The organism is Acidobacteriota bacterium (assembly GCA_016196035.1).
Taxonomy (GTDB): domain Bacteria; phylum Acidobacteriota; class Blastocatellia; order RBC074; family RBC074; genus JACPYM01.
Window position 1 is genome coordinate 22146 of record JACPYM010000010.1, and the last position, 22566, is coordinate 44711.

The window sequence follows — 22566 nt, forward strand, 5'->3', positions numbered from 1 at the left end:
GCGTCAGGTCATTCAGGTTCGGTTCCGGTCTTGGGTTTGGGCTGGTGGCGGTGCTACAGTGTGCGCCGAACCGGCCTCACGCCGGGGCCGCTTGGCCTCGACGCGGCGCAAGATGCGGCAAAGCCGGGGCTAAAATCTTTAAGCCCGGCGGCTAAACTTCCTAAAGTTGTGAAAGCGATGGAAAACAAAATAGTTCCGCGCTTCTATGAGTTCGATTCCTTTCGCCTGGATGGGCGCAAGCGGGTCTTGTTGCGCGCCGGAGCACCGGTGGCACTGACCCCGCGTGCCCTGGATTTGCTATTCGCGCTGGTCGAACGGCGCGGCCAGGTGGTCGAAAAGGACGAATTGCTGACCCTGCTCTGGCCGGATTCGGTGGTGGAAGAAAACAATCTGACGGTCAACGTCTCAGCCTTGCGCAAAGCGCTGGGTGCGGGGCCGGGCGAACGGCGCTACATCGTGACCGTGCCCGGACGCGGCTATCGCTTTGTAGCCGATGTGGCTGAAATCGTCGAAGAGGATTCGGCCTTGCTGCCCGCCGCCGCTTCCACGCTGGTCGTCGAAGAGTCGAAGGTGCGGCTGGTGATTGAAGAAGAGATTTTGGACGGGGAAGTGAGGGGGGGCGAGACGGGGAGATTGAGAGACGGGGAGAAATTAAAACTTCCTGGCAGCGCGCTAGCGGCTCGCCCCGTCGCCCCATCCCCCACGCGCCCCGTCGTGTTTCTCGCCTTGCTGGGTCTGCTGTTGGCGGGCGGCATCTACTGGCGTAGCAAGAGCCAATCCGCAGTCCACCTCGCGGAAGGGCCGCCATCCGCCATCAAAACGCTCGCCGTCCTACCCTTCAAGCCGCTGGTGGCCGAGGGGCGGGATGATTATCTGCAAATGGGGATGGCCGATGTGTTGATCACGCGGCTCAGCCGGCTGCGACAGATGGTCGTGCGCCCGTTGTCAGCCAGTCGCAAATACACGGCACTCGAACAGGATGCGCTGGCCGCCGGGCGCGAGTTGAAAGTGGATGCCGTGCTCGACGGGCATATCCAGCGTGCCGGGGAACGCGTGCGCGTGACGGTGCGGCTGGTCAACGTCAATGACGGCGCGACGCTCTGGGCAGAAACACTGGACGAGAAAGACGCCGATCTGTTCACGGTTGAAGACCGGTTGTCGGAGAAGCTGGTGGCCGCCTTTGCGCTTAACCTTTCACCCGCCGAACGTCAGTTGCTGACCCGGCGTTACACCGCGAACGGCGAGGCTTATCAGGCTTATCTGCGGGGCCGTTACTTTTGGAGCAAGTGGACAAAGGCCTCGCTGGAAAAGGCCACTGAAGCCTTCGAGCAGGCGCTCAAGGCCGATCCCGACTACGCCCCGGCGCATGCGGGCGTCGCCGATGCCTGGAATCTGCTGGGCTATCTGGGCTTCTTGCCGCCGCGCGAGGCTTTTCCGAAATCCGAGGCTGCCGCGTTGCGCGCCTTGCAACTCGACGACACGCTGGGCGAAGCCCACCTCTCCCTGGCGAAGACCAAACTTTTTTACGCCTGGGATTGGCCCGCGTGTGAACGTGAGATTGGCCGCGCCCTCGAACTCAGCCCCAACTTTGCCGATACGCACGGGCTGAATGGCGCATACTTGCTCGCCATGGGGCGTTTGGATGAAGCGCTCGTCGCCCGGCGGCGTGCGCAGGAACTCGATCCGACCTCGCCGCTGTTTACGACAGCGGTGGGCTGGGCCTACTTTTATCAACGCCGCTACGACCAGGCCATCACGTGGTATCGCAAAGCATTTGAACTCGATCCCACGTTCGCGCTGGCGCACGATGACCTCAGCAACGCGCTGTTTCTAAAAGGTGAGGCGGAACAGGCCCTGGCCGAAGTGCTCAAGTTCCGCGCGTTGACAGGTGAGAGCCAAGCCCATCTCACCGCCTTGCAGCAAGCCTTTGCCGCCGAGGGCAAACTGGGATATTGGCGCAAAGAGCTGGAGTTGGCGGAAGAACGGGCGAGGCAGGGCGCGCCGCTGGGAGCTTGGCGCATGGCTCGTATCAACGCCGAACTCGGCGACCACGATCAATCGTTCGTGTGGTTGAATCGAGCGTATGAAGAGCGGGCGAGCATGTTGGCTTTTCTCAAGACAGTGCCGCTGTTTGGAAATCTGCACACGGATCCACGCTTTGCCGAACTATTGCGGCGTATCGGTCACACCTAGAGCGGTTGGTGATTGCAGATATGGGACGGTGGTGCCGGGACAGTACCGCGCGCGTCAGCAAGCGGCGCAGCAAGTCAGGCCCAGCGGCATTAACGCGCCGTCTCCGCTTGCTGACGCGCGCGGTACTGTCCCACATCGCATTTTTCTCTTACACCGAGGTGCAAACCGATCTACATATCCATTCAATGAACTATCGCATCACCGTCGCTTACGACGGCACAAACTATTGCGGCTGGCAGATGCAACTTGACCGCCCGACGGTGCAGGGCGTCCTGGCCGAAGTCTTGCAACGTTTTGCGCGTGTGCCTGTGGTGACACATGGCGCGGGGCGCACTGACGCGGGCGTGCATGCCGAAGGGCAAGTCGTCTCGTTCAAGCTGGACAAAGTTTGGGAAGGCGCGGCCTTGCGGCGCGCGCTCAATGCCAATCTGCCGTTGGATATTCGCGTGCTGGAAGCGGCACAGGCCGAAGAGCGCTTTCATCCGCGCATTTATGCCAAAGGCAAAACATATCGCTATCAGCTTTACAATGCTGACGTGATGCATCCGTTGTGGGAACGCTACGCCTGGCATTTTCCTTACCAGCTTGAGCCGGCGCGCTTGATGGAAGAGGCGCGGCAGTTGTTGGGCACGCATGACTTCAGCGCGTTTACGACCAGCGATTGCGAAACCAAAACGCGGGTGCGCACGCTCAGCGAGATTTGGCTGGAAAGCGCTGGCCCCTTGCTCAAGTTCTGGTTTCGCGGCGACGGCTTTCTGCGCTATCAAGTGCGCACGATGATTGGCGCATTGGTGGCAGCCAACCGGGATCGCTTGCCCGCCGGTTCAATCATAGATTTGTTACAGAGCAAAGACCGCACGTGGGCGGGCGCACCCGCGCCGGCCAAAGGGTTGACGCTGGTAAAAGTCGAGTATTAGTATGCGGCGCTTGTCATACGGCAGTCCGTCGTTGCATCGAGAACTCATCCACGAAGGAATCAGGGAAGAATTCAGCAGAAACGCGAAGCACGCTGTAACAAACCTTCGTATTGATTCGTGCGGCTTTGTGGGGACAAGCACGTTGCCGCAACAATAGGAACAGCATGTTAGAGGATTTCGCAGGCATCATCGAACCGGGTTCGCGCGACGAACAGTTGTTGCGCCAGCTTGATTTTACCCGGTTGCCGCGCCACCTCGCCGTGATTATGGACGGCAATGGACGCTGGGCCAAGAAACGCTTTCTGCCGCGTGTCGCCGGCCATCGCGCCGGTGTCGAAGCTGTGCGCGCGACCGTGGATACTTGCGCGCGTTTGGGGATCGAGGCGCTCACCTTATACGCCTTCTCGGTTGAAAACTGGAAGCGCCCGCCTTTCGAAATCGAAGCCTTGATGACCTTCCTGAAAGAATATCTGCGCAAAGAGATCGAGAATATTCACCGCGAAAACATTCGTTTCCAAACCATCGGGCGCACACGCGAATTGGATGAATCGGTGCAATTTGAACTGCGTTCGGCAATGCATAAGACGGCGCACAACACCGGCATGGTGCTCAACGTTGCGCTCAATTACGGCGGGCGCGTTGAATTGGTGGATGCCTGCCGCCGCCTGTTGGAACAATGCCAGCGTGAAGGCCGCACGCCCGATTCGCTGACTGAAAGCGATCTGGCGCGGCAACTTTATACGGCGAATCTGCCCGACCCTGACTTGCTGGTGCGCACGAGCGGCGAATTCCGCGTGAGCAATTTTCTGTTGTGGCAGATCGCGTATGCCGAGATTTATGTGACCGATGTGCTCTGGCCCGATTTCCGGCGGCCCGATTTGTTCGCCGCCATTTTGGATTATCAAAAGCGCGAACGCCGCTACGGCGGTCTGGTGACAGAACCGCAACGCGCAGTTGTCAGCAGGGGCTAGAGGCTAGGGACTTGAGGCTAGAGACAGCCTTAGCCCCTAGCCCCCAGCCCCTAGCCCCTACCTTTATGGCACGTGTACTGACCGCCATTATTTTCCTGCCTTTCCTTTTCGCCGCGCTCTGGCTCGGTTCCCCGATCTATTTTGTGACACTGGCCGCGCTCGCCATTGTGCTGGGCCTGGTCGAGTATTACCGGCTGGCGAAAGCGGGCGGGGAAGCGCAGGGTTTAATCGCAGCGGCGGGAATCATCGCCGCTTTTTATTTTGGGCGGCACGATCTGGTGGCCGCGATTTTGGCCGCGCTGGTGGTCTTTGAATTGCTGGCGCAATTGTTCGGCAATCTCGATAGCGAAGACTTGTCGCACGTCTTGCCCGCAGCGGCGGAGCGCTTATTTGGCGTGCTCTATGTCGCGTTGCTGGGCGGTTACATCATCGCGCTGCGCACGGCGGGTGGCGATGATTTGCATTTGCCCGCCAAATTACTGACGCTCTTTTTCATTGTCGTGTTTGCGGGTGACACAGCCGCTTACTACACTGGCCGCACGCTGGGGAAACGCAAACTCGCGCCGCGCATCAGTCCGGGCAAAACGGTCGAAGGCGCCATCGGCGGCTTGGCTGGCAATGTCATCGCCGCGCTGATCGCGCATTACACCTTCTTCCCCGAATTGAAATTGACGCACGCCGTGCCGCTGGCGTTGGTCATGGGCTTTTTAGGCGCGACCGGCGACCTCTGCGAATCCATGTTGAAACGCGGCGCGAAAGCCAAAGACGCAGGGCGCCTGATCCCCGGACACGGCGGCGTGCTCGACCGGCTCGACAGCATGCTCTTTAACGCGCCGCTGCTCTATTACTACTATCAGGTCTTTCTGAAATCAGTAGTCAGTAGTCAGTAGTCGGTAGTCAGTAGCTTGAGCATACTGTTGCGGTCATCGCTCAAGCTACTGACTACCGACTGCTGACTACTGACTACCGACCACTGTTATGAAACAGCTTGCGATTCTAGGTTCGACGGGTTCGATTGGCTGCAACACGCTGCGCGTGGTGGAGGCGCTCAACGGCGCCTTCGGCATAGCGGCGTTGGGCGCGGGATCGAATGTCGAAGTGCTGGCCGAGCAAATCGTCCGGCATCAACCGCGTCTGGTTTCGGTGTCGGATGAAGCGAGTGCGGAAAAGTTGCGCTACGAATTGAGCCAGCGCAATGTGACCCGGTTGCCGCAAATCAGCATTGGCGTTGACGGTTTGATCGAAGTCGCGACCTGCGTCGAAGCGGAGATTGTCGTGGGCGCGGTTGTAGGCGCGCTCGGCCTATTGCCGACCTATCGCGCGTTGGAATTGGGCAAACGTGTCGCGCTGGCGAACAAAGAAACGCTGGTCATCGCGGGCGAATTGATGACCAAAGCCGCCGCCAAATCAGGCGCGGAACTCTTGCCGGTGGATAGTGAGCACAACGCACTGCACCAATGTTTGCGCGGCGAAAAGCGCGCAGAATTGAAACGGCTGATCCTCACCGCCTCGGGCGGCCCGTTTCGCACCGCCAGCAAAGGTGAGATCGAAAATGCCACGCGCGCGCAGGCCCTCAAACATCCGACTTGGCAAATGGGCGCCAAGATCACAATTGATTCGGCCACGCTGATGAACAAAGGCCTCGAAGTGATCGAGGCGCGCTGGCTCTTTCAATGCTCCGCCGACGAAATTGACATCGTCGTGCACCCGCAATCGGTCGTGCATTCGCTGGTTGAAATGGTGGACGGTTCGATCATCGCGCAATTGGGCGTCACCGACATGCGCCACGCGATTCAATACGCACTGACTTATCCGGCGCGCCACCCGGCAGATTTACCGCCGCTCGATCTGATGGCCTTGAGCAAACTGGAATTCTTTGCGCCCGACCCGGACAAATTCCCCTGCCTGCGGCTGGCCTACCAAGCCTTGCGCGCGGGCGGGACGATGCCCGCTGTGCTCAATGCGGCGAACGAGATTGCCGTCGCGGCGTTTTTGGCAGAGCGCATCCGCTTCGGCGACATCCCGCGTTTGATCGAGGCTGCCTGCAACGCGCACACGTTGCAGCCCGCCGTTGACCTGGAAACCGTCTTGGCCGCCGATCAATGGGCGCGCGATTGGGTCACCCAACAGATTGGTTTGCAGTCTGGCGGGCAGGCAAGTAGCGCGGTTCGTGCCTGACATTTATCGAGTTGCATTGCCAGCGCAAGATGGCCGTGCTAGATTCCCGTCGCTTCGCACCGGTCATCGAACGAAGCAGTGGGAGCATCAAGTCCAACACTTCCGCCCTTGCGCAGACAGTACAGCCGTACAGCCGCGCGCAAGCCCGATGACAAGTTTTCAGCAAAGCGTTTTCCCAAGCCGACAAAGCAGTTGCCCAACATTCACGAACAGTTAATCTGACCTGTCTTTAAGGAGGAGCCATGCCAAAGATTACTCGCCAACATCCGTTCACCGGGATTCCGGTTTTCTTCTCAACTGTCAGCACAATGCTTGCCGCAAAAGGCGCTACGCTGGCCCTGCTTGCCCCCCCCCCCCAGTGTAAAAAGTCACGCAAGCTAGACCGCTTGTACAGTCGTGCGGTAGAGCGCTTTGCCAAGCAAGCAATCGCCATCATCCTGACGTTGGTCTTGGCGCTGCCGCCAACCACCTTTGCCACACCACTGGTTCCGAACGCGGGCTTTGCTTCATCAATTTTGGGTTTGCTCTTTCAGCAATCGCACCTGCCGCCGCGCCGTCCGGATCGGAACCCGCCGCCCGTTGCGCCGCCTGCGCGCCCCAAGCCAGCGAAGGTAACGCCACGTCCACACACCAACGCCGAGTGGCAAAACACGCTCAATCAACGGCAAGCGCGCGTGGTCAGATTGAAAACCACTCGCTCACAAGACATCACTTTGGTGTCGGGCCAGCGCCTCATTTTGCCCGTTATCCCCGTGGATGCGCAGGACAACCCGCTCGACGGTATACAACCTGTCTTCACCACCAGTGATAACAAAGTGGCGCTCGTCTTCAACGGCGCGCTGAGCGCGGGCAATCCTGGCAGGGCCGAAATCACCGCGCGCGTCGGCGCACACACTTTGCAATTTCACGTCACGGTTTTGAAAGCAGAGCGGACGCCGCCCCGCACGCAAGGCACGCCAAACAACAAGGTCGGCTGGAACAGAGGTGCGGCTCAGCCATTACCCCAAGGTAAGTCACAAGCCGGGCCGCGTATCGTGAAAGCGGCGTGGCGGCCAAACGAAAATTCGGCATCACTGAAAACGCCGATTGCCGGACGCCGCGCCGCCAGTGCCAGCGTGTTGTTAAATAACCCGCCGGAAGATTTCGCCACGGTCAACCCTTATGCGACTGGCGCACCGCCGCATCGCACCGAGGCAGGCGCCAATAATCCGCCCGCCGCCGTCCCAGGCACCGAACATCCGGGCAGCGCGAATTTCACCTTCGGGATTCCGCTGGTCAATCTGGAAGGCCGCGCATTGGATGTGGCATTGGGGCTGACTTACAACAGCCTGGTCTGGAAGGAAAACGGCTCGAACAATTTTTACTTCGATGATGAAAGCTGGCTCGCGCCGGGGTTCGGGCTGGGATATGGCAGCCTTGAGCATTTACGACAGCGTTGGTTACCTTCAACCCAATTACCTGCTAGTACTCCATCAAGCTGTAAGTGATGGATGCTGAGAGCGCATCCGGGATGTAGGGCGGGATTAAATCCCGCCCTACATCCCTCATTTTCAGCTTGATGGAGTACTAGAGGGCGATGGCACATATCATGCCTTTGACAGAAAGAACACCGGTTCATTCGGGTTCATCCCACGCACAACTGATGGCAGCTTTATTAAATTTGTCGATCCCCTTCCTGGGCGACGCAATCGTCAACCGCAAGACACGCTCTGTTCAACGGTCTATCCGGACGGCACGCGCATAGATTATGGGGCGGGAATTCAGATCGGCCCGACTGAAACCACCCCAGGTGATCCAACTTACTATGCCAAACTGTTCAAGCTCTGGCCGGTGCGCATTGCTGACCGCAACGGCAATTACATTGACATTTACTACCAGAACGGCGTTGGGCCGAAGATCTCCTACATCTGGGACACGTTAGGCCGGATGATTTGTTTCAATTACGACGACACAGGCAAATTGGTCACGCTAAGCGTGCCCGCCTATGATGGACAGTCGGGGCGATTGCAGGTCGCACGCTTCTATTACGAAGCCTTGACGATCAATCCCAGTTTCACTGGCAGCGTCCTGCCTGCTCCACCCAGCACGCGGCAAATGCTCAAATATATTTACCTGAACGGCACGCAGACGGGTTGGCAATTCGATTACTCAAGTTACGGGATGATCTATCGCACAAAACAATTGCGCGGCATGGCGGTCAGTGGCGAGGATTTGACTGTGACAGGTAGTGTGACCAACATCGGTCAAGTGGCGGCCACGACCGAATACAACTATCCAACCACGCCCAGCAATTTGAGCGCCGTGCCGAAATACACACAGCGCACTGACACTTGGGCCGGGCAAACCACCGCGCCAATGGTCTATCAATTTGCGATAGACACGGCAAACGATAAAACCACGATCACCGCACCGGACGGCACCACTACCGAAACCACCAAATACAGTTACAACGGCTGCCTGGCCGGTTGCATCCCCGGCTTTATCAAACAGGTAACGGTCAAGCAGGGCGCAACAACACTGGCGACGACGCTGTATGAATATGAGCAGCCCACCGGCAGCAATGGCGATGACCGCATCAAGAAAATCACTTTTACCAATGAGGCTGGCAAGGTGCGCGTCACCGAATTCGAAATTTACGACAGCTTTAACAACGTCAAGAAGCTGGTCGAACGCGGCTACGACGGCAATATCATCCGGCGCATCGAGACAAATTACGAAACCGGGTCGGGCTGGCTCAACCGCTGGTTGTTACGGTTGCCCAGCACGGTGGCCATTTATGATCAGCGCGGGGTGCTGTCAGCTTACACAAAGTATTATTACGACAATCAAGACGTCGGGGTGAGCGGGCAGTTGTTGCTGCCACGCAGTAATGCATATGGTTACGATGATGTGCTCTATCACTGTCACACTTACGACCCTTATGGAGCAATGGAGTACTTTTACTATGACTATTGCCCTGATTACTGTTTTAATTGGGGGGTTCCTTATGATCCGGCTACCGATTATCGCGGTAATCTGACCAAGGTGGAGCGTTACCCAGTGCCAACAGCGCCCAGCAACCCGCCACCCAACGACCTCAATACCACCAAATTCAAGTACGACATCGCAGGCAACGTTGTCGAGGAATCGGCCAGTTGTTGCAAGCTGCGCGAGTACACCTACATCAAAGCAAACGAATATACCTGGCCGACGGAAATCAAGCGTGGCAACGCCGGACAATTGACGACGCAAATCGATTATGACCGCAATACCGGCCTCGTGCGGCGAGCATCTGACGAGAGCAACCAATACACCAATTACGATTATCACCCGTTCAACCTGCGGCTCTTGTCTGTTGTGCGTCCCGATGGCGGCGAGACGACATACGATTACCAGGACGGTCTGTTCAACGACCCGGACGCCGCGCATCAGCATAGTTTCGTGTCCACGCGCGTTTGGCGAGAGGGCGGCATATACACCGAACGCACCCAGTTTTATGAAGGGCGCGGCAATCTGGCACGCAGCCTGGGTCATTACTATTACGACTGGGGTTTGGGCCAAACCTATTGGTCGGTCACCGATTACGAATACGACCTGATGGGCCGGCTGTTGGCCGTCAGCAACCCGCATTACGGCACGGCCAGCGACCCCAGTTTGATTCCGCGCACTCCCTCTAACTCTCCTGACCAATGGACACGCTATGCCTATGACTATTTGGGCCGCTCACTTGGCGTGCAAACGCAGGACGGCACGGCCACCAGCATTGATTACACGATCGCGTCCAGCGACCCCGGCATGGTCGAGACGGTCACCGATCAGGCAGGCAAACAGCGCCGCCGCACGCTGGATGCGCTGGGCCGCGTGCTGGAAGTGCAAGAGCCGGTTTACAGCAGCGGTTCGCTGACCAGTCCCACGCCAGGGGCTCCCCTGCAACAACCCTTAAGTACCACCTATGAATATGACGGTTTGAACAATGTCATCAAGCTGACACAAGGCACGCAGACACGCTATTTCAAATATGACGGCTTGGGCCGCCTGACGCACGAGCGTCACGTCGAACAGGACGCCCCGCACAGCGCCAGCGATCCGCTGACCAACAACAGCTACTGGTCGAAGAAGATCGTTTACAACACGGATGGGTTGGTGATGGACGTTTGGGATGCGTGCAACATTCAGACGCATTTCACCTATGACGGGCTGAACCGGGTCAAGGACGCCACTTACACCGGCGGTACAGTTGCGACGCCAAAGGTGACGTACAACTACGACCAAGTGGCTGCCGGTTATTACAACAACGGGCGGCTGACCGAAGTCATCACCGACGCCGTCAGTACGACCGGGCAAAGGAGCGAAGCCGAAACCCAAGTAATCGTCCCGCTGACCAAACAGAAATACGATTACGACCGCATGGGTCACGTCCAACACCAGCAACAGACGGTCGGCACGGTTACTGCGGCGATCAATTACGCCTACAACCAAGCCGGGCAATTGACCACGTTGACTTATCCATCGGCGCGCGCCGTGCAAAACCAGTACGAAGCGGGCGACGGACTGGAGCGGGTTGACGATTACGACCATGCTTATGTCGGCGACATCCGCTACACCGCGCACGGGGCCTTGCAACAGCAGCAAGCTGGCAATGGTTTGCTGCAACAGCGCACCTACAACAACCGGCTGCAGGTCAGCAGAATCGAATTGCTGGATGAGAAGAATAGCTCATGGCAACGTTACGATTACCTGTATGGCAAGACGGATATGTCCACCGGCGCTGTGAACCCCAACCTGAACAACGGTCAACTGGCGCGTGTCGAGGGCTTCATCAACGGTGTCAAAAAGCAGCAGACACGCTATGAATACGACGGCCTGGGCCGGCTGTCGCGCGCGGCGGAATATCGCGGCGATAACGGCAATCTGGTCTGGCGCGATCATTACCAGCACGACCGTTATGGCAACCGCTGGCAATCGAGTAGTGAAAATACCGGGCGGCCTTACGTTGATGTTTATCAGAGCGATTACGACCAGGCGACGAACCGCTTTGTTACGCCGACGTGGCAATACGACGCGGCGGGCAATCTGACCGTAGACCCCACCTTTGGCGAGCAGAGCCACGTCTACGATGCGAAGGGGCGCGCCGTCTCAACGACTCCATTGGCGACGCAACAAGTGGTTTCGTCCGCTGTGTATGACGGTCTGGGCCAGTGCGTTCAGACGACGGAAGGCAGCGTGACGCGGCGGCAGGTTTACGATGCGACGGGGATGGTACTGGCTGAATACGAAAACGGTGTGCTCAAACGCGAGTGCATTTACGGCAACGGCGAACTGGTAGCGACGGTGGAACCGGCCAGCGTCAACGTGGTGTGCTACATGCTGAACGATCAGCAAGGCTCGCGCGTGGTGACGGATGATAACGAGTTGGTTAAGACGTGGCACGATTACTTCCCACTTGGCGAAGATATCTGGTTGGCGGTTGGGGTCGTCAGTTCACACACGCATGGCCTAGTTGCATAATGCCGCGAACCACCTCGCCATACTGCCCGCTTAGGCGGCTTAACCTATACAAAATAAATAATTTTTGGCTACAGTGAAAAGGCCGTAATGATTCACCGAATGCCTCCACTCAGCGATGTCCAACCCTGTTTCCCCCTAGTTTGACACGCCTTTTCACGTCCAATAAACTGCCGGATGGCTGGGCTTGGTGCGGTACCAAGATCATTTTTTTGCCGATCTGGTGCGGTCATCTGGCTGAAGTCGTTTCCGGTTTATGAGCTGTCTGTGTAGTCATCAGTCCTACTGGTTAGCGCGTTGGCAGCGAAGGAGAATGCAGTGAGTTTCTACAATATGGTCGTGCCGTTTGTCGTCATTCTGTGCGCGATGGTGGTGATCCACGAGTTCGGTCATTTTATCGTCGCCAAGCTGTTGGGCATTCCCGCCGAGGTGTTCTCAGTCGGTTTTGGCCCGCGCTTGTTCGGCTTCAAACTGGGCGAAACCGATTTCCGCTTCAGCGCGATTCCGTTGGGCGGCTATGTGCGCTTCAAGGGCGAAAACATGGAGATGATCCAGGGCAAGAGCGAGGCGGACGTGGACGAATTTCTGGCGTATCCCGGCTGGAAGCGCTTGCTGGTCGCGCTGGCCGGGCCGGTGTTCAACATCGTGACCGCGATTCTGATTCCGGCGGCGGCGATCATGATCGGGTTCCAGGACGATGTGTATAACGCCCAGAAAGTGGTCATCGGCGAAGTCACGCCGGGTTCGACGGCGGAACAGGCGGGCTTGCAGAAAGGCGACCGCATCGTGGCTTACCGCGATCACCAGCATCCGACCTGGCAGGATTTTCAGGAAGACGTACTGGTCCGCTTTGACGAAGAGATTCCGCTGACTGTCGAGCGCAACGGGCAGTTGCTGCAACTGCGGGTAAAACCCCGCGTTGAAAAGATCGGGAATGACAGCATCGGCAGAGTTGATCTGGACCCGCCGATTACGCATGTCATCGTGAATGGCGTTGGCGCCGCGACGCCCGCTGAAAAGGCGGGGCTAAAGGCCGGTGACAAGCTGACGGCCATCAATGGCGCGCCGATTACCGCTTGGAGCCAGTTCCGCCGCACCGTGCAAGAGGGCAAAGAAGTCGCGCTGGCGGTTGAGCGTGGCGGCCAAAATCTCGCCGTGAAGCTCACCCCTGAAAAGCAGGGCGACCAATATATGATCGGCATCTCGCGCAGCTTCAACACGGTGCTGATCAAAACGAGTTCGATTTCAGAGGCCCTCACGTATGGCTGGGCCTTCAACGTGCGGATCATGCAAATGACCGGCGTGGTCTTCAAACAGATGATCAACGGACGCCGTTCGGCCCGCGATGTCATCGGCGGCCCGTTGCGGATCGCGAAAGAAACGGCGAATACCTACGAAGCCGCTGGCTGGGGCGGCATCATCCGGTTGATGGGCTTGCTCAGTTTGAATCTGGGCATCTTTAATTTGCTGCCGATTCCCGTGCTGGATGGCGGCATGATCCTGCTGATTCTGGTCGAATGGATTTTGGGGTTGGTGGGTCTGACGCTGACGATGAACATGCGCGAGCGTTTCCAGCAAGTCGGCTTCGTGCTGGTGTTGCTCTTGATGGGTTTTGTGATGGTCAACGATTCGGTTTCGCTCTTTTGGCCGCGGTAGTTCACTGACTGACGGTTCTCCTTTCTAAAACTCACCGGCGAGCGGCGCCAAACCGCTCGCCTTTTTCTTTACCGGCAGGCGGCTGGCCAGGGCGCGCGGCCTTGACCGTCTGGTGGTGGCTCAAAGAGGAGAGGTCTTGCCGCAGATGACCGCTGAAAAACGCGGATCAAACCTGTTAGCCGTTCAATTGATCTGCGTTGGTCTGCGTTGGTCTGCGTTGGTCTGCGTTGATCTGCGGCCTGGCTCTCTCCCCATTGACCCACTACCGACCGTCTATTGACCAGTTGGGGACTTGCGTTTAGAGTACGCCGCAATCTAGCGCGAAAACTTTTCAACCAACACAGGCAATCGCCAAATCGCAGTAGCACAGATTCCTGCACGGTGCCGGACCCGCAACAGCGGCAAAGCCGGCTGTCTACGTATCAATCTGAGGAGGACTCATGTCACTTTTTGCAACGAAGCCTATTGATCAGATTATCGCCGAGGCTCAGGAAACCGGCGAACATACTTTGAAGAAAGCGCTGACCGCGCTGGATCTGACCATGCTCGGCATTGGCGCGATCATCGGGACAGGCATCTTCGTGCTGACGGGGCAGGCCGCCGGTAAACACGCTGGGCCGGCGGTCGTGATCTCGATGATCCTGGCCGGCATCGCCAGCGCGTTTGCGGCGCTGTGCTATTCGGAGTTTGCCGCGAGCGTCCCGATCTCCGGTTCGGCCTATGCCTACGGCTACGGCACGCTCGGCGAATTTGTGGCGTGGATCATCGGCTGGGATTTGATTCTGGAATATGCCTTCGGCGCGGCCACCGTGGCGGTCGGCTGGTCGGGGTATCTGGTCAGTTTGCTCAAAGACTTTCACATTACATTCCCGGCGCGCTTAAGCGTGGGGCCGTGGAATACGGTGACGCTGGCGGATGGCAGCACCGTCTCAGGCATCATCAATTTGCCCGGCTTGTTGATCGCTGTTGGCGTGACGCTTTTGCTGATCAAAGGCATCAAGGAATCCGCGTCCTTCAATTCGATCATCGTCATGGTCAAGGTGGTGGTGGTGCTGCTGTTTATTGTCGCGGGTGTCGGTTATGTCAACAAACACAATCTGGGCATGGGTTGTGCGCCCGGCACGCCGGGTTGCGCGGAATTTATGCCCTTCGGGTTCGGCGGCGTCATCACCGGGGCGGCGGTAATTTTCTTCGCCTACATCGGCTTTGATGCTGTGTCCACCGCCGCGCAGGAATCAAAGAATCCCCAACGCGACATGCCCATCGGCATTCTCGGTTCGCTGGCGATCTGCACGGTGCTTTACATCCTGGTGGCGGGCATCATGGTTGGGCTGGTGGATTACAAGCTGTTGACCAATGCGGCGGCGCCCATCGCCGTGGCGATTGACGCAGCCTTGCAACAAGCCCAAGGCACGACGATGGGAACGATCCTGAAAGTCTTCCCGACCATCATCAAAGTTGGCGCCGTCTTGGGCCTGAGTTCGACGATGGTCGTGATGGTGATGGGGCAGCCGCGCGTTTTCTATTCGATGTCCAAAGACGGCTTGCTGCCGACCTGGGCGGCCAAGGTGCATCCGAAATACCGCACGCCGCACATCACGACGGCCATCACCGGCACCATCGTGGCGATTCTGGCGGGCTTCGTGCCCATCAGCCTGCTGGGCGAACTCGTCAGCATCGGCACCCTCTTCGCGTTCGTGATCGTGGGCACGGGCATCATCATCCTGCGCAGCACCAACCCCGATATGCCGCGTCCGTTCAAAGTACCGCTCTCGCCGTTCGTGCCCATCGGCACGGTGCTTTCGGCGGCGTACTTGATGAATAGCTTGCCGCTGGATACCTGGATTCGGCTGATTGATTGGATGTCCATCGGCTTGGTGATTTACTTTGCCTACAGCTACTCCAACAGCAAGCTCAGCGCCACTGGGACGCGTACCTCCACCGCGACGACAGCGGCTGCGGGCTACACGCCGCCGGTTGCGGCCTTGGTCGGCATCGGTGCCACCATCCTGCTGACGGTTTGGCAGGTGAATAAATACATCCCCAATGCCGGGCTGGTTGATCACGGCATACGGCTGTTCTTCTGGATCGTGGTGGGCGTGCTGGTGGTGATGCTGATGTATGGCAAAAAGGACGGCAGCGTTGGACGTAGCGCGCAGGTCAAAACGATTGGCTTGCTGGTGTCGCTAGTGAATATGGCGGTGTGGATCGGCATCACGTATTGGTTCTTTGCCCATTACGCCGAGATGAAGACCCATTGATTGGGCAAACCAGAAAGCTTGTTAGAAAAGGAAACGGCGGCCAGTCATTGGCCGCCGTTTCCTTACTTTGGCTGGGCGGAACCTTTGGAGTGCGGGCGGCACAGGCCGCCGCTTTGGTAATCTCTTTGAATATCCGTGCATTCGAGTGGACTACCAAAGCGGCGGCCTGTGCCGCCCGCACTCCAAAGACGCGGTGCGTCGAAATACGCAGAGGCGTCAGTTATTTTGCCAAATAGTTCCGATGCACCCAGGCGTCATTGCGGGCGCGGTCACGCACCTCAAACACGACATTCTTTTCCGACTCGTGTTTGACCATCCGCGTGCGCGGCCGCAGCGTTTTCACTTCAGCTTTGCCACTCTCGGCATCGCGGAAAAAAGCCTGTGCCAGATCGGTCCTCACCGGTTCGAACTTTCCGCTTTCGTCAAATTCGGCAAAGGCCTCGACGGCACTGGCCTCCAGCAGTTTCGGCCACAGCTTTTTGAACAGCGCGTTTGACGCATAAACATCGGCGCTGTTGAGCTGTCCGTTGATGGCGAAGACATAGCCGGTCACGTCCGGTTTGCCCGCGATGATCGCAGCGAGTTGGTTGACGTAATCAGCAGAAGATTCCTTGACGTTTTTGTTTTCCAAGGTCAGTTGCAAACTCGTCGGCGAAGCTTGCGAAACGACCGCAGTCAAGCCTGATTGTTCGGCCAGCATCAAGCTCGCGCTGGGAGCAGAAAGCACGCCTTGACTGATCCTGACGGTATTCTGGCCTCTCTCGGCAGCGTTCATTGGCGGCACAGGTGTGGCAGGCGGCGGAGCAAACTGCCCCGCGCGGAAACCTGAAGCGCTGCCACCACCAGCCCCCATCGCTCTCCCGCCAGCCACGCCGCCCGGCACGCCTTTCGCCGCCACATAATTTTTCGCCAGCTTGGCCTGCGCCACGCTGACGTTTTCCCAAACCTCGCTTTGCGATTGCGAATTGCGCGCGGCCAGCTTCAGCCCTTTCGTCGCCAGCATCTTGTCCGAAGCGCTGAAGGCCGTCACCGCTTCCCGTCCGCGCTGGCTCCAGCGGCTGTGTTCAACGCAAAACGCATCAATCTGGATGCGACCCGATTTTGGCGGCAGGATCAGGTCGAGCGCCAACACGCGGTCTTGCTGCCCGCCTTTGACGATGTCGCCGGCCTGCACAAAGACCTCTTCGGTCGAACGGTTTTGGATGGTCAGTTCGTTGACGTCGCCGGTCTCGCGCACGACGACTTTCTTTTGCCGCATGGCTTCCTGCAAGGTCAAATACGTCTTGCCGCCGGTTTGTCCTGCTTGATTCGCGCCGTGCACCAGAAAGACGCTCAGGTTCTTGTGCGTGAAGGGGCCTGAAAGCTTGTACGGCGAGTTTTGTGCTGCCGCGCCGGTGTTGGCAGTTGATTGCCCATTGCGTTGCTGGGCCTGTGATTGCGCCAAGCCGCCCAGCGCCAGACACACAGCGGCCAACGTGAATGCGAAGAACATCAATTTTCGTTGCATACTTCCTCCCTGCCGAGAAAACAGGTTGCGAACACAGACAGCCCGCGCGCGCCTGCAAAAGCGGACTTGCCCAAGATGGATGATGAGATGCGCAAGCGGGAGTTGGCGCCCACGCGCGTTGGGTTGTGTGAAGTTTGCGGGAAGTGTTTGCGCATGTCTGCCGCTCAGACACGCGCGCTGAAAAACAGTTCACCGCGCCCAGTTGGAATTTCAGTTGGCGCTTGGTTGAACAGCTTCTATCGGCCCGATGTGGTTTGAACAATCGAGCAGACGCTTCTTGCATGGCTTTTGTTCCGAGCGGTGGAAATTGGTGGTGAGGGGCAGAACGTATAGCGAACCTAAATCGGTTGTGGAACAAGATGGTATCTTGTTCCGCTGAATTAGGAAAAAGATACCATCTTGTTCCACAACCCAATCACATTTCCCATAGCGTTGTATGGTCGTGACGTGTAGCGGCAAGCTGATTTTAGCCCGGTGTTTCAAAGCTTTGTCATTACCTAAACCTTGCACGATTTCAGCCCGCGAACGCGGGCGGCAGCATAAAGCCTGGGGTGAAGGCGTTAGCCGAAACCCCAGGTCGTGCGCAAAATTGAATTTTCCAGCCCACGAAGTGGGCGACAGACATTGATTGGCTGGCGACGCTCTGCCGCCCGCGTTCGCGGGCTTAGCTCATAATCGCCAATGTTCCCAGGGTTCCGCGCGCTGGCGCGCTGCACCCTGGGCTTTATGCTGACGCCCGCATTCGCGGGCTAAAAACCAAGGCGCACGTTTCGCGCATAAGTTTGGGTAACGACAAGGCATTGAAACATCCGGCTACAATCAGCCGCCGCGCTGTGGCGAAGCAGTCAAGCCCGCCTTCCATTTTGCACACGTTATTCCGCCAGCCACCGCAGCGCCGCCGCTTCGTCTTGTTCGATGGCGAGTTCGACGGCGCGTTTGGCGGATTCAAGGATTGAATTGGATTGCTGCCGTAAGGCGAATGACTGTTGGATCATTTTGCTGATTCGCGCCTGCAAATCGCTAGTTGCGGACGATGGCGCGTAAACCAGAAAACGGCCAATTTGATGCGGGTAAAGTTCCAATTGCCCGGAAGAGCCGCACTGATATTTTTCGCTCTGCATTTGCCCGGCAATAGAGTTGAGGTAGAGCATCAGATAGTACGGATCGCAAAGTTCGTGGCTGACTCGGATCATGGTTACGTGATTATCCGCCACGGCTGGCAAGTCGTGATCGTAGATTGAGGCGCGCCCTAGTGTGCCTCGCCCTGTGCCGTTGATAAGCACATCGTCGCGTTGCAAACGGCCCTTGCTGGTTTGGGTGGTTTGGTAAAACTCCAGACTGGTGCATTCGGATTCGTCTAGTAAAACGCCGTGAGGCCGAACAGCTTTGCTGGCGATGACGAAGACCTTGCCGCCTTCGACGAACTCAGGTTGCACGCCGCGATGGATCTCTTCGCGGCAAAGAGTCAGCAACTCGACCGCTCCTTTCTTGCTCAACCGGATTGCCAGTTCTTGATGGCGCGGCTCGTAAAATTCAGCGTCGAGCCGTTCACCATTGGTGAATACTTCTTTGAACGATTTGATCGCGCTCTGTTCGTCCGGCGGCTGCCAGTCGCGCAAGCCCAGTTCCGCCAGCAGCAGGCGTTCGGCGTCGGCGTAGAGGGCTTGGCTTTGTACCAGTTTCTGATGGGCGGCTTTGAATACTTGTTCAACTCGAGTTTGAAAGCCTTCTGATTGAATCGGAATTAATAGCTTTTCGAGTTGCCAGATAAACGTATGTTGTTGAACGCTCCCGACTGGCAAGCGCCTCATCTGCGCTTTGCCATGCTCGCTACATAGAAAAGTACAAAGGAAGTACGGATTTAGACCTGAGGATGTCGTGATCTTTGCAATGTCTTGATTGGAATTAACAGGGTAATGCCAATCGTTCATTGCAACCGCCGCATTGCCCACTGTACCGGACATTGTAAGCAAGACCATTCCCGGTCGGACTTCAGATTTCCAAAGTAACGCGTTTGCAGCTTCGTCTATGTAAAGGCAATCGTTGAAGTCAACGACTCCATCTTTGATATTTTGCCCGCGTAAGAAAGGGGTTCCGTTTTCAAGGTAGTCAATCTCATTGCAGAGGGAATAGGCTCCAAAGCTCTTGATACTTTTACGCAAGCCCAAGAGATAAGACCAAGGCTTGCTCTTAATGAGTTTTTCATTCGCAAGAAATTCTTTCTGGTAGTAGTCGCTGTCGAGCCTAAGCACATCATTTTCACGCAAAACTTCACTCAACCTCATTTCAGCAACTTCTAGCCCGTCCAACAAAGCCTTGTACTTCGCTTCATCAAACGGGCCTACCGAAAAAAAGAGAGCTTTTCCTTCTTGGCAAACTCGATGAAGGCCTCGGCAATGCCGTCTTGCGTCTTGCCGTCAGTGTTGAACAGGTCGTGCTCCACAATCGGGTGCTGGTAGTCGTCGAGCAGCCGCGCGCCGTTGCGCGTCTCATAAATCTTCTCGCCCGAGTTGTCCTTGCCCGGTTTGCGCTGGGTGGCGAAGAAGATGTTGTAATCGTCACGGCGCGGGCAATAGCTACCGGATTGCTTATCGTCATTCCACTTCTGCACAAAGAGCACGCTAGTTTTGGTGCCGGTGTGCGGTTTGAAGGTGTTGCCGTGCAGCCCGACAACGGCCAGGATGCGGCAGCGTTCGGCGATGAATTCGCGGATGCGTTTGTCCGAAGAGTTATTGAAACGGCCTTGCGGCAACACGACCGCCATGCGCCCGCCGGGTTTCAGGAAATCCAGATTGCGTTCGATAAACAGGATGTCGCGCCCGACGGCGGATTCATTCTTGCCGTTGCCCTTGCGCCCCAATTCATATTTCGCCAGCATCCGCGTCTCTTTGATGTCACCTGCGAACGGCGGATTGGCGAGCAGCACGTCGAATTGAAAATCGCGGTAGCCGGTTTTGTCGCCGCGCAATCGCTTCAACCGTTTGAAGCCTTCGTTGTAGGTGTCGTTCCAATCCTCTTCGTCGGTGCGCTCTTCCCAGCGTTCGTAATCGAGCGTGTTCAAATGGAGCACGTTGGTCTGGCCGTCGCCCGCAATCAGGTTGAGCGTGCGCGCAACGCGGACGCTCTTCTCGTCAAAATCAATCGCAAAGACTTTCTCGTTGACGTACTTCTCGCAACGGCGCGGCTTCTTTTCGGCGGTGAACAAGTGGCTGGGTTCCTTGCCAAGATCAGCGTAAATCTGTTTCCAAACGTGAAAGATGCTGTGGACAGGGAAGCCCGACGAACCGGCGGCGGTGTCAATCAGGTATTCGTGCTCCTGTGGGTTGAGCATCTTCACGCACATATCAATCACGTAACGCGGCGTGAAATACTGACCCTTCTCGCACTTCGACGATTTGTTGACCAAGTATTCAAAGGCTTCGTCAATGACTTCCAGATTGGAGTTGAAGAACTTGACGTTTTGCAGCGAGGCGATGCAAACCGACAGATGCGAACGAGTCAGCGCGATCTTGGTATCGGGTGAAAAGACGCCCTGCCATTCCTGCTTGGCCTCTTCAAACAAGGTCTGAATCTTCTCGCGCAACTGCGCCTCGCTCTGGCCGGTGTTGCGGAATTCGAGCAAGCGTTTCGCGTCGCGCGTGCCTTCGTATTCGTCATACAGCTTGGTAAAGATCAGCTTGAAGACCTCTTCAAACACGTCCACGCCCGCGTTGGCTAAAACCTCATCCTCCATTTCCAGAATCAGGTCGCACAGCGATTTGCCCTCAGTCGTCAGCTTGTCGTGTGCAATCAGATCAGCGATGCGGAACTGTTAGTTGAGGATGTCGGCCAAGGTTTGCTTGGCCTTCGGCAGGTCGGTCAGGTCTTCAAAGAAGTTTGGGTCTTTGCGGTGGTAATAGGAAATCTGCCCGCCGTTCGTCCACACGCCGATGGGCGCGCCCGTCGCGTGGCAATACGATTTGAGCTGATCCTTGCCCTCTTTCAGCTTCGGCTTTTTGAGTTCGATGATGATGTAAGCCGAAGTCGGATGATCTTTGTCGAGGATGACAATGTCGGCTTTCTTCTTGTCCGCGCCCATCTGCACCGGCCATTCGACCGCCAGCCGGTCTTTTGCGTAGCCGTAGTCTTTGACCAAACGGCGCAAATAAAGCTGGCGCACAATCTCTTCCGGCGTCAACTTCAATTCCTTGCCGCGCACCAGACAGGGAACGAACTCAGCAGGCTTGCCCTTGAACTCTTTGACGATGATCGAAGTTTCAAAGGCTTTGATTTCGGTATCGGTGAACAGTGTGAGCGCGTAGTTCGACTCTTTGAGCAATTGACGATATTCCATCTTTCTTCCTAAAAGCAGTTTATGGGTCTGGTTAAACGGTCTTCGTCACCTTCGATAACGAACGCGGCTGATCCGGACTCAACCCTTTCGCCTCCGCCAGCAACGCGGCGAACAACTGCGCGGGGATCACATACGGAATCGGCGAGAGCAGTTCGCTGATGAGTTGCGGGATTTTGATTGCGCGGGTGGCGGCTTTGATGGCCGCCGCTTCGCTGGAAATCACGACTGTTTCGCCGCCGATCTTTTTCAACCTGGCGAGCAATTCGAGTTGGCCTTTCAACGTCGGCCCCGGTGGCGCAAAGAGAAACGCCGGGAAGCCGCGATCCATCATGGCAATCGGGCCGTGCAGGAAGTCAGCGCCCGAAAAGCGTTCGGCCACGACATAGCAGGTCTCCATCAGCTTGATGGCGAACTCATAGGTGTTCGCGTAATGCAGCCCGCGCCCGACGACGACGCAATGATTCATATAAGCATAGCGTTCGACCATCGCGGCGACCTGCGGTTGCAGTTGCAACGTGGCCGCCGCGAGTGCGGGGATGCGTGCGACCTCTGCGCCTTTGCGCACGCCGCTCAGGGCTTCGGCCAGCAGGTGGAACATCAGCAGTTGGCCGGTGTAGGTCTTGGTTGCCGCGACGCTCTTTTCGCGGCGGGCGCGAATCAGGAAAGTCTCGTCGGCCAATTCGGCCATCGCCGATTCGGCTTCGTTGGTGATCGCGAGCGTGGTCGCGCCGCAACGTTTGGCGTTTTCGAGCACCAGGTTCACATCTGCGCCCGCGCCCGATTGCGAGATGCCGATGACCAGCGCCTCGCGCAGATCGAGCTTTGCCTGATAGATCGTATGCACGGCGGGCGCGGCCAGCGAGACCGGAATGCCGGTCGTGATTTCCAACAGGTAACGGCCAAACAGCGCCGCATTGTCAGAACTGCCGCGCGCGACTAGCACGATCAGCCGCGGACGATTGGCGTTCAAGTGGGCGGCGAAGCGGGCGATTTTTTTGCTCTCTTGTTTGATTGTGCGTGCGAGCGCGTCGGGTTGCTGCTCGATCTCGGCCAGCATTAGGGACAT

Annotated in this window: 12 protein-coding genes and 1 pseudogene; 9 read left to right on the top strand and 4 right to left on the bottom strand. The window is 57.3% G+C overall.

Annotated features, from left to right (window positions below):
• Window positions 1–177: 177 nt before the first annotated feature.
• From HY011_03850 to HY011_03890, 9 genes are all read left to right on the top strand, one after another.
• On the top strand, window positions 178–2193 hold the full coding sequence (locus HY011_03850) for a winged helix-turn-helix domain-containing protein (GenBank protein MBI3422047.1): 2016 nt from the start codon (window positions 178–180) through the stop codon (window positions 2191–2193).
• A gap of 185 nt (window positions 2194–2378) precedes the next feature.
• Window positions 2379–3110 carry a tRNA pseudouridine(38-40) synthase TruA gene (gene truA, locus HY011_03855; GenBank protein MBI3422048.1) on the top strand — a complete coding sequence of 244 codons (732 nt, stop codon included), beginning with the start codon at window positions 2379–2381 and terminating at the stop codon, window positions 3108–3110.
• Between the two features lie 164 nt (window positions 3111–3274).
• Complete coding sequence (locus HY011_03860) at window positions 3275–4081, top strand: isoprenyl transferase (protein ID MBI3422049.1); 807 nt, start codon at window positions 3275–3277, stop codon at window positions 4079–4081.
• A 65-nt stretch (window positions 4082–4146) separates the two neighbouring features.
• Window positions 4147–4971 (top strand): phosphatidate cytidylyltransferase, encoded by an 825-nt coding sequence (locus tag HY011_03865; GenBank protein MBI3422050.1) that lies wholly within the window; start codon window positions 4147–4149, stop codon window positions 4969–4971.
• 88 nt (window positions 4972–5059) lie between these two features.
• Window positions 5060–6259: a 1-deoxy-D-xylulose-5-phosphate reductoisomerase gene (locus tag HY011_03870; protein MBI3422051.1), complete on the top strand. Its 1200-nt coding sequence runs from the start codon at window positions 5060–5062 to the stop codon at window positions 6257–6259.
• A 386-nt stretch (window positions 6260–6645) separates the two neighbouring features.
• Window positions 6646–7746: a hypothetical protein gene (locus tag HY011_03875; protein MBI3422052.1), complete on the top strand. Its 1101-nt coding sequence runs from the start codon at window positions 6646–6648 to the stop codon at window positions 7744–7746.
• Window positions 7747–8089: 343 nt separating this feature from the next.
• Complete coding sequence (locus tag HY011_03880; GenBank protein MBI3422053.1) at window positions 8090–11746, top strand: RHS repeat protein; 3657 nt, start codon at window positions 8090–8092, stop codon at window positions 11744–11746.
• A gap of 315 nt (window positions 11747–12061) precedes the next feature.
• The gene (gene rseP, locus HY011_03885) at window positions 12062–13399 is read left to right on the top strand and encodes an RIP metalloprotease RseP (protein ID MBI3422054.1); all 1338 of its coding nucleotides are present in this window, start codon (window positions 12062–12064) and stop codon (window positions 13397–13399) included.
• 440 nt (window positions 13400–13839) lie between these two features.
• Complete coding sequence (locus HY011_03890) at window positions 13840–15660, top strand: amino acid permease (GenBank protein ID MBI3422055.1); 1821 nt, start codon at window positions 13840–13842, stop codon at window positions 15658–15660.
• Between the two features lie 220 nt (window positions 15661–15880).
• On the opposite strand, the gene HY011_03895 is transcribed toward HY011_03890, so the two are convergent.
• The 4 genes and pseudogenes from HY011_03895 to HY011_03910 all read right to left on the bottom strand — a co-directional run bounded on the left by HY011_03895 (window position 15881) and on the right by HY011_03910 (window position 22566).
• Window positions 15881–17167, bottom strand: a complete 1287-nt coding sequence (locus tag HY011_03895; GenBank protein ID MBI3422056.1) for a hypothetical protein — start codon at window positions 17165–17167, stop codon at window positions 15881–15883.
• A gap of 872 nt (window positions 17168–18039) precedes the next feature.
• The gene (locus tag HY011_03900; protein MBI3422057.1) at window positions 18040–19452 is read right to left on the bottom strand and encodes a hypothetical protein; all 1413 of its coding nucleotides are present in this window, start codon (window positions 19450–19452) and stop codon (window positions 18040–18042) included.
• Between the two features lie 56 nt (window positions 19453–19508).
• A pseudogene (locus HY011_03905) lies at window positions 19509–21500 on the bottom strand (N-6 DNA methylase).
• A 31-nt stretch (window positions 21501–21531) separates the two neighbouring features.
• A complete protein-coding gene (locus tag HY011_03910; protein MBI3422058.1) occupies window positions 21532–22566 on the bottom strand; it encodes an SIS domain-containing protein in 1035 nt (344 codons plus the stop codon).